This is a genomic window from Marinobacter gudaonensis, assembly GCF_900115175.1.
GTDB lineage: Bacteria > Pseudomonadota > Gammaproteobacteria > Pseudomonadales > Oleiphilaceae > Marinobacter > Marinobacter gudaonensis.
Map to the genome: position 1 here is coordinate 2,231,431 of NZ_FOYV01000001.1, position 15,708 is coordinate 2,247,138.

A 15,708-nucleotide genomic window follows, 5' to 3' on the forward strand; every position below is an offset into this window, starting at 1 on the left:
CACAGTCACTGGAGTTCGCCGGGGTAGCCAGGAATCACGTAGGCGCCGGTGAGGTCTCGAACCGGGGGCACTTCACCCCTTTCCACCAGGCGCAGATAGGCATCATCGAACTCATCCCGCATCAGTGCCGCTCGGGGATGGGCCAGCGAGAAAATCCAGGCGAGATCCCGGGTGCGGACTTCCGATTCCCGGAGCATGTCATCGGATCCCGGAACCAGCACCTGTCGCACGGGCTGGCGATAATCCAGAAGGTAATCCCCCCGCCTGCGCTTGAGCATATCCACGGCCGAGCGGTGGTTGGGGGCTTCAGTGATGCGAATGTCTGGATGGGCGGCCAGCCAGTCCAGCAGTCCCGCATAGGTATAGCCGCCAATGACGATAACCCGCTTGCCCCGCAACTCTTCCAGATGAATGAGCGGGGGCGAGCTCTCCAGGTACCAGGCGCTCAAGTGCACGGGTGCCGGACTGATCCAGCTCTCCAGAACATTGCCCTGCAACACCGGGACTTCCGTGACCCCGGGCCACACGTCAATCAGGCCGTTGATCAGGTACAGGTACACCCGGCTCACCGGCAGATAGATGAACTCGGGCTGATAGCCTGCCTCAACAGCTACTTTGCGGGTCAGCTCGATAAAGCTGCCTGCCGGCTGGCCGTTGCTGTCCTGATAGGTAATCGGGGGAAACTCAAGGTACGCCACCCGCAGGATCGGGGCCGCCGCCACCGTTTCGGAATCTGATTGGGCGGAAGCGCCCATGACCGCGAACATCAAAAGGCACAGGCCGGCGAGCCGGGCGACGAGCACCCGCCCGTTCGCCAGCCTCCGGAACTCGGGAGCGTGGAAACAACAGCTGTACATGGAGTCCGTTTATCCGCTTTTATTTAAGGGAAGATTAACAGACACCGGCAGATCTGCACTGACCCAGGCCGCAAAAAATCCGGCCGGGATGTCAAATGTGGTTAACCACCATGTACAGGCCCACGCCGCCCATCACCAGGGTGTAGGGAAATGCCATGATAACCATCTTGCCGTAAGACAGCCGAACCAGCGGCGCGATTGCCGAGGTCAGCAGGAACAGGAATGCCGCCTGGCCGTTGGGCGTGGCCACACTGGGCAGGTTGGTACCGGTGTTGATCGCCACCGCCAGCTCCTGGAAATGCTCGTAGCTGATGGCGCCGGCTTCCAGCGCCTGCTTGACCTCACTGATGTACACAGTCGCTACGAACACGTTATCGCTGATCATCGAGAGCACGCCGTTGGCGATGAAGAACATGCCCGGTTGTTGGGCCTCGGGCAGCGACAGCACGTAATCGATGATCGGTTTGAACAGGTGCTGCTCGTGGATCACCGCCACCACCGCGAAGAACACGACCAACAGGGAGGTGAACGGCAGCGATTCCTGGAAGGCCTTGCCAATCTGGTGCTCGTCGGTAACGCCAGTAAAGGAGGTAATCAGGATGATCACCAACAGGCCGATCAGCCCTACCTCCGCCAGGTGCAGGGCCAGGCCCACCACCAGGATGGCGGCGGCAACCGCCTGCACCCAGAGTGCGGCCTGGTCAGCTTTGGTGCGTTTGGCGCGCTCGTTTTCAGCAAATTCCTCCAGCACCCGGCGCACCGGCTTGGGCAGCCGACCGCCGTAACCAAACCAGCGCAGCTTCTCCAGGGCCCAGCAGGTAACCAACCCCGCCGCCAGCACCGGCAGGCTCACCGGCGCCATATGCAGGAAGAACCCGGCAAAATCCCAGCCCACGACCTTGGCAATCAGCAGGTTCTGGGGTTCGCCCACCATGGTGGCAACGCCGCCCAGGGCAGTACCGATGGCGCCGTGCATCAGCAGGCTGCGCAGAAAAGCCCGGAAGTTTTCCAGATCTTCCCGGTGCAGTTCAATCACTTCGTCATCACTGCCAGCGTTGTGGTCCTTGTGCTGGTAGCCCTTGCCCGAGGCCACTTTGTGGTACACCGAATAGAAACCCACCGCCACACTGATGATCACGGCGGTTACCGTCAGGGCATCCAGGAAGGCCGACAGCAGGGCCGCAGCACTGCAGAACAACAGCGACAGCGCCGACTTGGAGCGCACCCCCACCAGGATCTGGGTAAACGTCACCAGCAACAGTTCTTTCATGAAGTAGATGCCGGCCACCATGAACATCAGCAGCAGGATGACCGGAAAGTTGGTGAGTACCTCCAGGTAGACCGCATCCGGCGTTGTCAGCCCGATCAGCAACGCCTCCACCGCCAGCAGGCCACCGGGCAGCAACGGGTAGCACTTGAGTGCCATGGCCAGGGTGAAAATGAACTCGGCAATCAGGAGCCAGCCGGCGGTTCCGGGGCCCAGGGTCCACATCACAATGGGATTGGCCACCAGAAACAGCAGGACGACCTGCTTGTACCAGACGGGCGCTTTTCCAAGGAAATTGTGGGTGAAGCCGGAGAGAACGGTTGTGGGCATGGCGAACATCTTCTGAGAAAGCGGTTTGTTGGTATTGTGTGCCAGAGGCCCCGCATCTTCCTTGATATTTGCGTACCAGGGTATGGTTCAAAGGTACAACGTTCCGACCGCTTTTGGTCTTAATAGCAAAAAGAAAAGAGAACAGGTCTGGCCAACAGCATTATTTTCGTAATATTACTTAATTAGTACCCCAGGGGCGACCGCATTCTAACCGATTTCCCGCCACATTCGGTGTTTTCATGAACATTTAACCGGAATTACCGGCTATCCGGGCATCTTGCCACGCTCATGTTAATGATATTGGTTTGCATTACGATTTCTTTAAGAATAAGATTCGGCGAATTTCGGTGAGTTCTTCACCGCCCGACCAACATCCGTGATGCAAAGGTGCTCTCCCTATGTCCGCCGCTTTCTTACCCACTCCCCTGGCACGCGCCATCCGACTTACCCTGAGCCTGGGTATTGTTGCCACGTCAATGCCCGCCCTGGCGCAGGATGACTCGCCGGAAAGTCTGGACGCCCTGGTGGTCTCTGCCACGGCGCTCAAAGTGGAGGCGCCGCTGGTGGAAACCCCGCGGCCCGCGTCGGTGGTCGAGGAGGAGGAACTCAGGGAGCGCAACGTGCAGTCCCTGGATGAAACCTTCCAGTATCGGGCCGGCGTGCTGTCGGGCCACTACGGTGACGACAACGACACCGACTGGCTCAAGATCCGGGGCTTTGACCAGGCCACCTATCAGGACGGCCTGCGCATCTACCGCGAGGGCTTTTACCAGTGGCTGCCAGAGACCTATGGCCTGGAACGGGTCGAACTGCTCAAGGGTCCGGCCTCCATCCTGTACGGTGAGGCGCCTCCGGGCGGCGTGATCAACGCCATCAGCAAACGCCCGACCAAGGAGGCTCAGGGCGAGGTGCTGGTGCAGGCGGGCACAGACAAGCACCGCCAGCTTGGCGTCGACACCTCCGGACCGGTCGCCGGAGCCGATAACGTCCGCTACCGGCTTGTGGGCCTGTATCGCGATGGCGAAGGCGACTTGGACTTCACCGAGAACGAGCGCTACTACGTCGCGCCCAGTCTGGCCTGGGACATTACGGACCAGACCAGCCTGACGGTCCTGGCCAGCTTCCAGAAAGACGACGCCATCCCCACCAACCCGTTCAAACTGGCCTACGGCACCGTTCAGGGCACGCCGTTTGGCAAGGTGGATCCTTCCACCAACTACAGTGAGCCCGGCTACGACACCAATGAGCGCACCCAGTCTTCCCTGGGCTATGCCCTGAGCCACCAGATCAACGATGTCTGGCGGTTCGAGCAGGATTTCCGGTACAGCGAGCTGGACCTGCTGTTGCGCAGCAGCTACATCTTCTTCCAGACCGGTCCGCGGGAAGGCCAGCGCTACCTGACCTACCGGGACGGTAAGATCGACAGCTGGACGGTCGATAACCGCGTGGTGGGCAACTGGTACACCGATCGCACCGAGCACACCTTCCTCGCGGGGGTCGATTACCAGGATCTGAATAACAAGGGTCAACAGAACGGTGTTGGCGGCTTTTCAATGTTCGGAAGCCCCATTGATCTGTTCGATCCGCAGTACGGCAACTTCACACCAATCACGCCCGCCGATCTGGTCGTTACCGAAATCGACAAGCAGCAGACCGGCTACTACCTCCAGCATCAGCTACGCCTGGACGACCGCTGGGTGTTCCTGGCCGGCGCACGCTACGACCAGGCGAAGGTGGACAACATCAACCACGAAGCCAACACCCGCCAGGAGGCGGACGATGATCAGCTGTCGCTGTCGGGTGGCGTGATGTACCTCGCCGAAAACGGCGTCTCCCCCTATGTGTCCTACACCGAATCCTTCCAGCCCATTGCCGGCACCGACGGCAACGGCGATCTCTACGAGCCGCGTACCGGCGAGCAGATCGAGCTGGGTGTGAAGATTGCGCCCCGCAACCTGGACGGTTACGTGACCGCCGCGGTCTACCGGATTGACGAAGAGAATTCCCTGGGCACCAGCCAGGGTGGCTTCCAGATCCAGGATCGTGAGCGCACCACTGAAGGCTTCGAGCTTGAGAGTGTCAGCTACCTCACCGAGCAGCTCGAGCTGACCGCCGCCTACACCTACAACAGCGCCAAGGTTCGCGACCAGGCCACCGCCGGCAGCGAACGCCAGGCGCCGCTGATTCCGCGTCACCAGGCGTCGGCATGGCTGGACTACAGCTTCACCGACCTGGCCCCGGGCCTGAAAGTCGGCGCCGGTGCCCGGTTCGTGGGTGAAACCAAGGATGGCAGTACGGAAGTGCCCTCCTACACCGTGTTCGACATGATGGCCCAGTACGCTTTCGCGCCCCAGTGGCAGGCCCAGTTGAACGTGAGCAACCTGGCCGATCGCGAGTACGTGGCGAGCTGCGACTACTGGTGCTACTACGGCGCAGAGCGCAGTGTGGTGGCCAGCCTGCGCTATCGCTGGTAGTGGTGGGGAGAAGAGACGGACGTTAAGCAGAAGGCCCCGCGATGGCGGGGCCTTTCTGTTTTACTCAACCGTGACGCTTTTGGCCAGGTTACGAGGCTGATCCACGTCGGTGCCCTTGAGCACGGCCACGTGATAGGACAGCAACTGCAGCGGTACGGTGTAGACAATCGGCGCCGTGACCGGATGCACCGAGGGAATCTGCATCACGTGGATGCCCTCCTCCGGCTTCACGTCGGCTTTTTTGTCAGCGAACACGAACAGCTGGCCGCCCCGGGCACGTACTTCTTCCAGGTTGGACTTGAGTTTCTCCACCAGGTCGTTGTTGGGCGCCACGGTGACCACCGGCATCTCGCTATCCACCAGGGCCAGCGGGCCATGCTTGAGCTCGCCGGCCGGGTAGGCCTCGGCGTGGATGTAGGAAATTTCCTTGAGCTTGAGCGCCCCTTCCAGGGCCACCGGGAACTGAGAGCCCCGGCCCAGGAACAGGCTGTGGTTCTTGTCCATGAACGCCTTGGACATCTCGGCGATCTCGCCGTCGAGGGCCAGCACATCGCTGACCTGGCCCGGCAGCAGATGGATGGCTTCCACGATCTCTTTTTCCTTTTCCTCTGACAGGCCGTTATGGCGCGCCAGGGCCAGGGTAAAGATCAGCAGGGCGGTAAGCTGGGTGGTGAAGGCCTTGGTGGAGGCCACACCAATCTCGGGACCGGCCTGGGTCATGATCACCAGATCGGATTCCCGCACCAGGGAACTGCCGGGCACGTTACAGATGGCCAGCGCGGCCCGGAAGCCGGCTTTCTTGGCCTGGCGCAGAGCCGCCAGGGTGTCGGCAGTCTCGCCGGACTGGGAGATACACAGGAACAGGGTGTCCTGCTGGATCACGTGCTTGCGATAACGGAACTCGGAGGCCACTTCCACGGAACAGGGCACGCCGGCCAGTTCCTCAATCCAGTAACGGGCCACCATGCCCGCATGGTAACTGGTGCCGCAGGCGATGATCTGTACGTGGCGAACGTTGTCGAGCAGGTTGGCCGCCTCGGTGCCCAGTGCCTGTTCGAGCACCCGGGCTTTGGTCACTCGGCCTTCCATGGTGGCCTTGATTACCTTGGGCTGCTCGTAGATTTCCTTGAGCATGAAGTGGCGGTATTCGCCCTTGTCGGCGGAATCGGCACCGTGCTCGAAGCGGGTGATCTCCCGCTCAACCGTGTTGCCATCGCGGTCCAGGATCGACACGCTGTCCCGACGGATATCGGCGATGTCGCCTTCTTCGAGAAACATGAAACGGTCGGTGACCGGTAGCAACGCCAGCTGATCGGAAGCAATGAAGTTTTCGCCGATACCCACGCCGATAACCAGGGGACTGCCTTCACGGCACACCACCAGATGGTCGGGCTCGTCGCCGTGCACCACGGCGAGGGCGTAGGCTCCGCGAAGCCGGGCGATGGACGCCCGCACGGCCTGGTGTAGATTACCGAGGCTGCGATAATTCTTTTCGATCAGGTGCGCCACCACCTCAGTATCGGTCTGGGACGTGAACGTGAAGCCATCCGCCCGCAACTCATCGCGCAGTTCCTGGTAGTTTTCGATAATGCCGTTGTGGACAATCGCCAGCCGATCACCAGACATATGCGGGTGGGCGTTGGTCTGGGAGGGCTCGCCGTGGGTGGCCCAGCGGGTGTGAGCGATACCCAGGTGGCCCGGAAGCGGCCGGGCATCCATGGCGTCTGAGAGCGACGCGACCTTGCCCACTTCGCGGGCACGCTGGACACTGTGGTCACCGGCAATCACCGCCATGCCGGCGGAGTCATAGCCCCGGTATTCCAGACGGCGCAAGCCCTCGAGAAGGATGCCCTGGACGTCCCGTTCCGAAACCGCGCCTACAATTCCACACATGCTGCTCTACCTGTCTGTTGTTCGTCGTGATCAGTGTTTTTTCGGCTTTTCCCAGCCGGTAATGTTCCGCTGCCGGGCCCGGGCCACGGCCAGCTCGCTGTCCGCCACGTCCCGGGTGATGGTCGAACCGGCACCGATGGTGGCCTCAGCGGCAATGGTCACCGGCGCCACCAGCGCGGTGTTGGAGCCTACAAAGACGCCGTCGCCGAGTACCGTCTGGTACTTGTTCACCCCATCATAATTACAGGTGATGGTTCCTGCACCCACATTCACATTACGGCCCAGTGAGGCGTCACCCACGTAACTGAGGTGATTGATCTTGCTGCCCTCGCCCACCACGGCTTTCTTGGTTTCCACAAAGTTGCCCACTTTGGTGTTGGCAGCCAGCTCGGTGCCTGGTCGCAGGCGGGCGAATGGCCCGATCTGGGCATTGGCACCAACGCTGGCTCCTTCAATCACACTGTTGGCCTTGATCTCTGCACCATCGGCGATGGTGGCGTCCTTGATAACACAGTTGGGACCAATGGAAACGTTGCTGCCGAGCGCGACCTTGCCCTCGAACACCACGTTCACATCGATCCAGAGGTCATTGCCGATGGTGATTTCTCCGCGCACATCCACTCGGGCCGGATCGGCCAGGGTCGCGCCTTCGGTCATCAGCCGTTCGGCCTGACGACGCTGGTACCAGCGTTCCAGTTCGGCCAGTTGCAGGCGGTTGTTCACTCCCTGAACCTCGAACGGGTTTTCGGGCTGGGAAACCGACACCGTCAGACCCTGGGCCACCGCCATGGCGATGATGTCGGTCAGGTAATATTCACCCTGGGCGTTACGGTTCGACAAGGCCGGCAGCCAGGTTTTCAGGTGTTTCGCGGAAACCGCGAGAATACCGGTATTTACCTCGCGGATCTGCTGCTGCTCGGGGGTGGCATCCTTCTGCTCCACGATCGCCTGCACGGCACCATCGGCATTACGCACGATGCGGCCATAGCCCTGGGGATTGTCCAGGGTAACGGTGAGCAGGCCGAGCGTGGAGTCATCCAGGGTAGCCACCAGCCCTTCGAGGGTTTGGTGTCGGGTCAGGGGTACGTCGCCATAAAGCACCAGCACCCGCGCCTCGTCCGGGAGATCCGGAAGCGCCTGGGCAACGGCATGGCCGGTACCCAGTTGTTCGCTCTGGGTGACCCAGTTCACCGAGTCTGCCCGGGTGGCTTCCCGTACCTTGTCTGCACCGTGGCCGATCACCGTGTGGATCTTCTCGGCACCGAGTTGTTCGGCGGTGGCAATAACATGATGCAGCATCGGCCGACCGGCGATCGGATGCAGCACCTTGGGCAGGGCGGACTTCATTCTGGACCCCTGGCCAGCGGCCAGAATGACAACGTGTAGCGGGCTCATGGCAACGTCAGGCTCCCGGAGTGTTTATTGTCGGCTTTCAGAAAATAAAAAACCGCACCCTTTGAAGCCGGAAAGCCCAGGCATATGCGTGGTCTTCCAGCCGCTCAGGATGCGGCTATGGTGTTCGGCAAACCCGAAACGAGGATGCTTAACGCATCTTGTTACGCAGCTGCTGGATGGTGCGAAGCTGGGCCACAGCCTCGGCCAGCTCTGCAGCGGCACGGGAGTACTCGAATTCACCGGTCTTGTTGGCAAGTGCTTTCTCGGCTTCTTTCTGTGCCTCGAGCGCTGCAGCTTCGTCCACATCCTTTGCACGAACCGCGGTGTCGGCCAACAAAGTCACCAGATTGGGCTGAACCTCCAGATACCCGCCGGACACGTAAAGAATCTCTTCCTCACCGCCCTGCTTGATAATCCGAATGGGACCCGGCTTCAGCTGGGTCAGCAGCGGGGTGTGGCCCGGGGCAATACCCAGGTCACCTTCAGAGCCCGCCGCAATCAGCATTTCAACCAATCCGGAATAGATCTTTGTTTCGGCACTTACCACATCACAATGCACGGTCATACCCATGTCAGTTGCCTCTTTGATCGATCCGGAAACAAGGGTTCAAGCGCAAATTACTTCTTGGCCTTGGCCTTCATTTCCTTCGCTTTCTCGACCGCTTCCTCAATGGTACCAACCATGTAGAACGCCTGCTCGGGCAATTCGTCATAGTCGCCATTCAGGATGCCCTTAAAGCTGCTGATGGTTTCCTTGAGGGAAACGTACTTACCGGGGGAACCGGTGAAGACTTCAGCAACGTGGAACGGCTGGGACAGAAAACGCTCGATCTTACGGGCACGGGCTACGGTCAGTTTGTCTTCTTCTGACAGTTCGTCCATACCCAGGATGGCGATGATGTCTTTCAGTTCCTTGTAGCGCTGCAGGTTGGTCTGCACGCCACGGGCCACTTCGTAGTGCTCCTGGCCGATGATCAGCGGATCCAGCTGACGCGAGGTGGAATCCAGCGGATCAATCGCCGGGTAGATACCCTTGGAGGCGATGTCACGGCTCAGTACCACGGTCGCATCCAGGTGCGAGAAGGTGGTTGCAGGCGACGGGTCAGTCAAGTCATCCGCCGGTACGTAGACCGCCTGGATGGACGTGATGGAACCGTTCTTGGTGGAGGTGATCCGCTCCTGCAGCTGACCCATCTCCTCGGCCAGGGTCGGCTGGTAACCTACCGCAGAGGGCATACGGCCCAGCAGTGCGGATACTTCGGTACCGGCCAGGGTGTAACGGTAGATGTTGTCCACGAACAACAGAACGTCACGGCCTTCGTCACGGAACTTTTCGGCCATGGTGAGACCGGTCAGGGCCACACGCAGACGGTTTCCAGGGGGCTCGTTCATCTGGCCGTAAACCATGGCAACCTTATCGAGAACGTTGGACTCCTTCATTTCATAGTAGAAGTCGTTACCTTCCCGGGTCCGCTCACCAACACCCGCGAATACGGAGAGACCGGAGTGCTCTTTCGCGATGTTGTTGATCAGCTCCATCATGTTAACGGTCTTGCCCACGCCGGCGCCGCCGAACAGGCCAACCTTACCACCCTTGGCGAACGGGCAGATCAGGTCGATAACCTTGATGCCGGTTTCCAGCAGGTCCGCAGACGCTGCCTGGTCGGCATAGCCCGGAGCCTTCCGGTGAATCGCCCAACGCTCTTCCTCGCCGATCTCGCCGGCTTCGTCGATGGGACGACCCAGAACGTCCATGATCCGGCCCAAGGTCTGGGTGCCAACCGGGACGGAAATCGGCTGGCCGGTGTTTTCTGCTTTCAGGCCACGCTTGAGGCCTTCGGTGCTGCCCATGGCGATGGTACGAACAATGCCGTCACCCAGCTGCTGCTGGACTTCCAGAGTTGTTTCGCCACCTTCAAGCAGCAGTGCGTCATATACTTTGGGTACGGAGTCACGTGGGAATTCCACGTCGATAACCGCGCCAATGATCTGAACGATTTGTCCGCTACTCATGCTCGGTTCCTCGTTATCTTGATAGTCAATAAAACCAGTTGGATTGGGAGCCGGATCAGACCGAAGCCGCGCCGCTCACAATCTCCGATATCTCTTGGGTAATGGCTGCCTGACGGGCCTTGTTATAAGCCAGCTGAAGCTCGTCGATAATGCTACCGGCGTTGTCAGTTGCGCTCTTCATGGCGATCATCCGGGCTGCCTGTTCACATGCCAGATTTTCTACCACACCCTGGTATACCTGGGATTCAATAAAACGTGGCAGAAGGCCATCGAGGATCTGCCTGGCATCGGGCTCGTAGAGATAATCCCACTGGTTCTTGATCTCTTCCTCGTCCTCACCCTCGGGCAGGGGCAGAAGCTGCTCCACCTTCGGGCTCTGGGTCATGGTGTTGACGAATTCGTTGCTCACCACGTACAGGCGATCGATCTTGCCCTCGGAGAACGAATCCAGCATGACCTTGACGTTGCCGATGAGTTTTTCGGAGCTCGGGCTGTCGCCCAGGTGGGTCAATGCCGCAACGACATTGCCGCCATAGCTCCGGAAAAAGGACGCACCTTTCTGCCCGATGGCGCACAGATCGGATTCCACGCCTTTTTCTTTCCACGCTTTCATTTCACGGACAAGCGCTTTGAACAGGTTGATGTTCAGACCACCGCAGAGGCCACGATCAGTTGACACCACGATATAGCCCACGCGCTTGACCTCGCGCTCGACCATGAACGGGTGCTTGTACTGAGCATTCGCCTTGGCAATGTGCCCGATCACCTGACGCATCTTGTCAGCATACGGGCGAGTTGCCTGCATGCGCTCCTGAGCCTTACGCATTTTGCTCGCCGCCACCATTTCCATGGCGCTGGTGATCTTCTGCGTGCTCTTGATGCTCGAAATCTGGTTACGTATTTCTTTGCCGACGGCCATAACTCACTGCCTTCTCAAGTTAGACACTCGTTGCTACGAAAAGCGGCCCGCGGCATCTGCCGCAGGCCCGTTTTCTTACCAGCTCTGAGTGGTCTTGAATTTCTCAAGTGCAGCTTTGAGGCCGGCAGCGATTTCGTCGTTGTAATCGCCTTTCTCGTTGATCTTGTCGAGGAGGTCTTTCTGCTCGGAGCGCATCCAGTCGAGCATCTGCGCTTCAAACTTCACTACCTTGTCGACATCAACGTCGTCCAGGAAGCCTTCGTTGGCTGCGAACAGAACCGTACCCATTTCAGCCACAGACAGCGGGCTGTACTGGTTCTGCTTCATGAGTTCGGTTACACGCTGACCGTGCTCAAGCTGCTTACGGGTTGCTTCGTCGAGATCGGAAGCAAACTGGGCGAAAGCGGCCAGTTCACGATACTGGGCCAGAGCCAGACGGATGTTACCGCCGAGCTTCTTCATGATCTTGGTCTGGGCGGAACCACCAACCCGGGATACCGAGATACCTGCGTTCATCGCCGGTCGGATACCGGAGTTGAACAGGTTGGTTTCCAGGAAGATCTGGCCATCGGTGATGGAAATTACGTTGGTCGGTACGAACGCGGACACGTCGCCGGCCTGGGTTTCGATGATCGGCAGGGCGGTCAGGGAACCGGTCTTGCCTTTCACTTCGCCGTTGGTCAGCTGCTCTACGTAATCGGCGTTAACACGGGAGGCACGCTCCAGCAGACGCGAGTGCAGGTAGAAAACGTCACCCGGGTAGGCTTCACGGCCCGGCGGACGACGCAGCAGCAGGGAGATCTGGCGGTAGGCCACGGCCTGCTTGGACAGATCATCGTAGATGATCAGGGCATCTTCGCCGCGATCGCGGAAGTACTCACCCATGGAGGTACCGGCGTACGGCGCCAGGAACTGCATCGCTGCAGGATCGGCGGCACCGGCGGCAACCACGATGGTGTGGTCCATGGCGCCGTGCTCTTCGAGCTTGCGCACAACCGCTGCGATGGAGGACTGCTTCTGACCAACCGCCACGTAGATACACTTGATGCCGGTATCTTTCTGGTTGATGATCGCGTCAATCGCAACCGCAGTCTTACCGATCTGACGGTCACCGATGATCAGCTCCCGCTGGCCGCGACCGATCGGCACCATGGTGTCGATGGCTTTCAGACCGGTCTGAACCGGCTCGTCTACGGACTGACGTGCGATAACGCCCGGCGCAACCTTTTCGACCGGAGAGGTCAGGTCGGTGCCCAGGTCGCCCTTGCCGTCGATGGGGTTACCCAGTGCGTCAACAACACGGCCCATCAGTTCCGGACCTACCGGTACTTCCAGGATCCGGCCGGTGCAACGAACCTTCTGGCCTTCAGCCAGATCTTCGTAGTCACCCAGCACAACCGCGCCTACGGAATCACGCTCCAGGTTCAGAGCCATGCCGTAGGTGCCGTTGGCAAATTCAATCATCTCACCGTACATAACGTCGGCAAGACCGTGGATCAGCACGATACCGTCGGAAACCGACAGGATCGTACCTTCGTTTTTTGCTTCGGAAGAGATATCGAGCTTCTCGATTCTCTTCTTGATGATGTCACTGATCTCGGATGGATTCAGTTGCTGCATGCCAATATCCTCAAACCTTGTGCTGAAATCAGGAGCCCAGAGCGTCGGCCAGCTTGGTCAGCTTTCCGCGTACAGATGCGTCAATGACCAGATCGCCAGTGCGAATAATCACACCGCCAATCAGAGACTTGTCCAGTGACGCTGCGAGTGACACTTGCCGCTCGAGTTTCTTCGAAAGTGCCTGGGCGAGCTTCTGTTGCTGTTCGTCCGTCAGCTCGAAAGCCGCGGTGACTTCAATATCAACAGTGCGCTCCAGATCAGCCCGGTACGTGTTGAAGAGCGCTGCAATCTCAGGAAGAAGAGTCAGCCGGCGGTTTTCAGCCAGTACAGCGAAAAAGTTGCGAACCTGCTCCGTAACGCCGTCCTCGACGACCTCCAGAATCAGATCCGCCTTCTTCTGCTCTTCCAGACCCGGATTCGCGAGAAGCTGTCGAATGTCTTTGTTCGCGGTGACCTGCCCGGCAATCGTCAGCACCTGTGACCACTCAGCCAGCTGTTTGTGCTCCTGAGCGGCAGCAAAGGCTGCCTTTGCGTAGGGACGGGCCAGCGTTCTCAGTTCTGCCATGGTGAACCTCGCCGTTTAGAGTTCTGCCGCCAGTTTTTCCAACATCTCGTTGTGCTTGGAGGCATCGACAGAGGTTTCCAGGATCTTCTCAGCACCGGCAACGGCAATGCTGGCAATTTCTGCACGCAAAGCGTCACGAGCCTGATTGCGCTCCTGTTCAATTTCGGCCTTGGCCTGCTCAATCAGCTTCTGGCCTTCCTTGCGGGCGTCATCCTTGGATGCTTCCACAATCTGGGCCGCACGCTTGTTCGCCTGTTCGATCAGGCTCGCAGCTTGCTGCTTGGCTTCACGCAGTTCCTGAGCTGACTTTTCCTGAGCCAGTTCCAGATCGCGCGCCGCGCGGTCTGAGGCAGCCAGTCCGTCAGCGATCTTCTTTTGACGCTCCTGCAGTGCGGCCATGATTGGCGGCCACACGTACTTCATGCAGAAGACGACAAAGATAAAGAACGCGATGGCTTGACCAATCATCGTCAAATTAATGTTCACGTCTTCACCTCTCGCCTGTTTTGTTAAGAATCATCTGACCGGGGAAAGCCCCCGGCTGGCGACTCGATTAACCGGCGATCTGGCCGACAAACGGGTTGGCGAATGTGAAGAACAGAGCGATACCAACACCGATCATGGTTACGGCGTCCAGCAGACCTGCAACGATGAACATTTTAACCTGCAGCATCGGGGTCATTTCCGGCTGACGCGCAGCGCCTTCCAGGAACTTGCCACCGAGGATACCAAAGCCAATCGCAGTACCCAGGGCACCCAGGCCAATCAGCAGTGCAACGGCAATCGCGGTCATTCCAACTACAGTTTCCATGATAACTCCCAGTTTCAGTTAGGTTTTTCAGTTTAAGGGTTTAGGGTTTAGAACTACGGCTTAATGGTGTCCGATCAGTGACTGTCTTCGTGAGCCATGCTCAGGTACACGATCGTCAACATCATAAAGATGAATGCCTGCAGGGTGATAACCAGAATGTGGAAGATCGCCCAGGGGACAGACAGCGTCCACTGTGCCCACAGGGGCAGCAGTGCAATCAGGATGAAGATCAACTCGCCGGCGTACAGGTTACCGAACAGACGCAGCGCCAGTGAGATCGGCTTGGCGATCAGGCTCACGCCCTCCAGCAGCAGGTTCACCGGAACCAGCAGGATCTTCAGGAACAGGTTGTCGGAAGAGAAGGGATGCAGGGTGAGCTCACCCAGGAAACCACCCACACCCTTGACCTTCAGGCTGTAGTAAATGATCAGGAAGAAGACGGACAGGGACATGCCCAGGGTAACGTTCACATCGGTGGTCGGTACCACCTTCATGTATTCGAGACCCATCAGATGGAACAGCTGGGGCAGGAAGTCTACCGGCACCAGGTCCATCAGGTTCATCAGGAATACCCAGCAGAAAATGGTCAGTGACAGCGGCGCGATCACCTTGTTACGACCGTGGAAGGTTTCCTTCACGCTGTTGTCGACAAACTCGACCATGACTTCCACAAAGTTCTGCAAGCCACCGGGCTGCCCGGACGTGGCTTTCTTGGCGGCCATGCGGAACAGGAACAGGAACAGGACACCGAGCGCAACCGCCCAGCCCAGAGAATCGATGTGCAGGGCCCAGAAGCCCATGTCGGAGGCTTCGGCTGAAGTCCGCGCGAGCGTCCAGGTGGATTCTTCAATTACGGTCCCGTCGGCGCGCTCGTAGCCTGCCGGCAGTTTACCGTAGGTGAGGTTCTGGAGGTGATGCTGGATATATTCGGATGCACTTCCTGCCATAACGGTTTCCCAGGTCCAGTTAGCTTTGCTGCGTATTGCTGCCCGCCAGTAGCGGTGTCAACCAGTTGGTGACCAGCATGATCGCAAATGTTAGAAAAAGTGCCGAAACATCAATCGGCTGAATCCATTTGAACACCACCGTGAAACCGATGGCGCACAGGATGAGCTTGCCGGCCTCACCCTGGTAAAAAGAACTCATGATCTTTTTGGCAGACCGCGCGCCGGAGTAGCGGAATGCCTTGAGCGCAAAGTAACCATGGGGGATGAGAAAAATAAGTCCACCCAACAGCGCTGAATAACCGGACACCTGGCCTCGAAACAGGAGAAACGCCAGGCTTGCGAAGACCAGCATCACACTCTCTATTGCAAACCACCGTGCGATGGGCGGCCGACCGATACCGCCTGAGCTAGCCTTCGTCATGTTTGTTCCGGGAGTACGGTGCCTTTATATACGATGCAGTTTAAAAAGTAAGCAAATACACCGATACGAGCGCCGCAGATTATATGTGTTCAATGTGCACGAATCAACAAAACCGGGCACCAGCAACGGGCCCGAAGCGGGCGTTATGAAGGGCCTTCGACCGTTTTCGACACAAATAGACACGCGTTCAATTTTT

General features: G+C 58.8%; 14 protein-coding genes. 1 reads left to right on the forward strand and 13 read right to left on the reverse strand.

Translation table 11 applies throughout. The features are described from left to right. Window positions 1-5: 5 nt before the first annotated feature. Together BM344_RS10130 and nhaB are read right to left on the reverse strand one after the other, a co-directional pair. Window positions 6-857, reverse strand: a complete 852-nt coding sequence (locus BM344_RS10130) for a substrate-binding periplasmic protein (protein WP_228143590.1) — start codon at window positions 855-857, stop codon at window positions 6-8. A 91-nt stretch (window positions 858-948) separates the two neighbouring features. Continuing rightward, window positions 949-2,454 (reverse strand): sodium/proton antiporter NhaB, encoded by a 1,506-nt coding sequence (nhaB, locus tag BM344_RS10135; protein WP_091990995.1) that lies wholly within the window; start codon window positions 2,452-2,454, stop codon window positions 949-951. Between the two features lie 398 nt (window positions 2,455-2,852). Here nhaB and BM344_RS10140 point away from each other — a divergent pair, with 398 nt between their 5' ends. Further along, the gene (locus tag BM344_RS10140) at window positions 2,853-4,928 is read left to right on the forward strand and encodes a TonB-dependent siderophore receptor (protein ID WP_167363230.1); all 2,076 of its coding nucleotides are present in this window, start codon (window positions 2,853-2,855) and stop codon (window positions 4,926-4,928) included. A gap of 60 nt (window positions 4,929-4,988) precedes the next feature. Here BM344_RS10140 and glmS read toward each other — a convergent pair whose 3' ends face one another. The 11 genes from glmS to BM344_RS10195 form a co-directional block, all read right to left on the reverse strand. Beyond that, complete coding sequence (gene glmS / locus BM344_RS10145; protein ID WP_091989140.1) at window positions 4,989-6,821, reverse strand: glutamine--fructose-6-phosphate transaminase (isomerizing); 1,833 nt, start codon at window positions 6,819-6,821, stop codon at window positions 4,989-4,991. Window positions 6,822-6,851: 30 nt separating this feature from the next. After that, window positions 6,852-8,216, reverse strand: a complete 1,365-nt coding sequence (gene glmU / locus BM344_RS10150) for a bifunctional UDP-N-acetylglucosamine diphosphorylase/glucosamine-1-phosphate N-acetyltransferase GlmU (RefSeq protein WP_091989144.1) — start codon at window positions 8,214-8,216, stop codon at window positions 6,852-6,854. 148 nt (window positions 8,217-8,364) lie between these two features. Next, window positions 8,365-8,787, reverse strand: a complete 423-nt coding sequence (locus BM344_RS10155) for a F0F1 ATP synthase subunit epsilon (RefSeq protein WP_008172596.1) — start codon at window positions 8,785-8,787, stop codon at window positions 8,365-8,367. A gap of 47 nt (window positions 8,788-8,834) precedes the next feature. Continuing rightward, window positions 8,835-10,229 (reverse strand): F0F1 ATP synthase subunit beta, encoded by a 1,395-nt coding sequence (atpD, locus tag BM344_RS10160; RefSeq protein ID WP_091989147.1) that lies wholly within the window; start codon window positions 10,227-10,229, stop codon window positions 8,835-8,837. 55 nt (window positions 10,230-10,284) lie between these two features. Further along, complete coding sequence (atpG, locus tag BM344_RS10165; RefSeq protein ID WP_091989150.1) at window positions 10,285-11,148, reverse strand: F0F1 ATP synthase subunit gamma; 864 nt, start codon at window positions 11,146-11,148, stop codon at window positions 10,285-10,287. 75 nt (window positions 11,149-11,223) lie between these two features. Beyond that, window positions 11,224-12,768 (reverse strand): F0F1 ATP synthase subunit alpha, encoded by a 1,545-nt coding sequence (gene atpA, locus BM344_RS10170; protein ID WP_091989154.1) that lies wholly within the window; start codon window positions 12,766-12,768, stop codon window positions 11,224-11,226. A gap of 28 nt (window positions 12,769-12,796) precedes the next feature. After that, entirely contained in the window at window positions 12,797-13,333 is a 537-nt protein-coding gene (locus BM344_RS10175; protein WP_091989157.1) for a F0F1 ATP synthase subunit delta, read from the reverse strand. Between the two features lie 15 nt (window positions 13,334-13,348). Then, complete coding sequence (locus BM344_RS10180) at window positions 13,349-13,819, reverse strand: F0F1 ATP synthase subunit B (RefSeq protein ID WP_208603391.1); 471 nt, start codon at window positions 13,817-13,819, stop codon at window positions 13,349-13,351. Window positions 13,820-13,886: 67 nt separating this feature from the next. Continuing rightward, a complete protein-coding gene (gene atpE, locus BM344_RS10185) occupies window positions 13,887-14,144 on the reverse strand; it encodes a F0F1 ATP synthase subunit C (RefSeq protein ID WP_012138088.1) in 258 nt (85 codons plus the stop codon). Between the two features lie 74 nt (window positions 14,145-14,218). Next, the gene (gene atpB / locus BM344_RS10190) at window positions 14,219-15,091 is read right to left on the reverse strand and encodes a F0F1 ATP synthase subunit A (RefSeq protein WP_091989162.1); all 873 of its coding nucleotides are present in this window, start codon (window positions 15,089-15,091) and stop codon (window positions 14,219-14,221) included. Window positions 15,092-15,110: 19 nt separating this feature from the next. After that, window positions 15,111-15,512 (reverse strand): F0F1 ATP synthase subunit I, encoded by a 402-nt coding sequence (locus tag BM344_RS10195; protein ID WP_091989167.1) that lies wholly within the window; start codon window positions 15,510-15,512, stop codon window positions 15,111-15,113. Window positions 15,513-15,708: the final 196 nt, after the last annotated feature.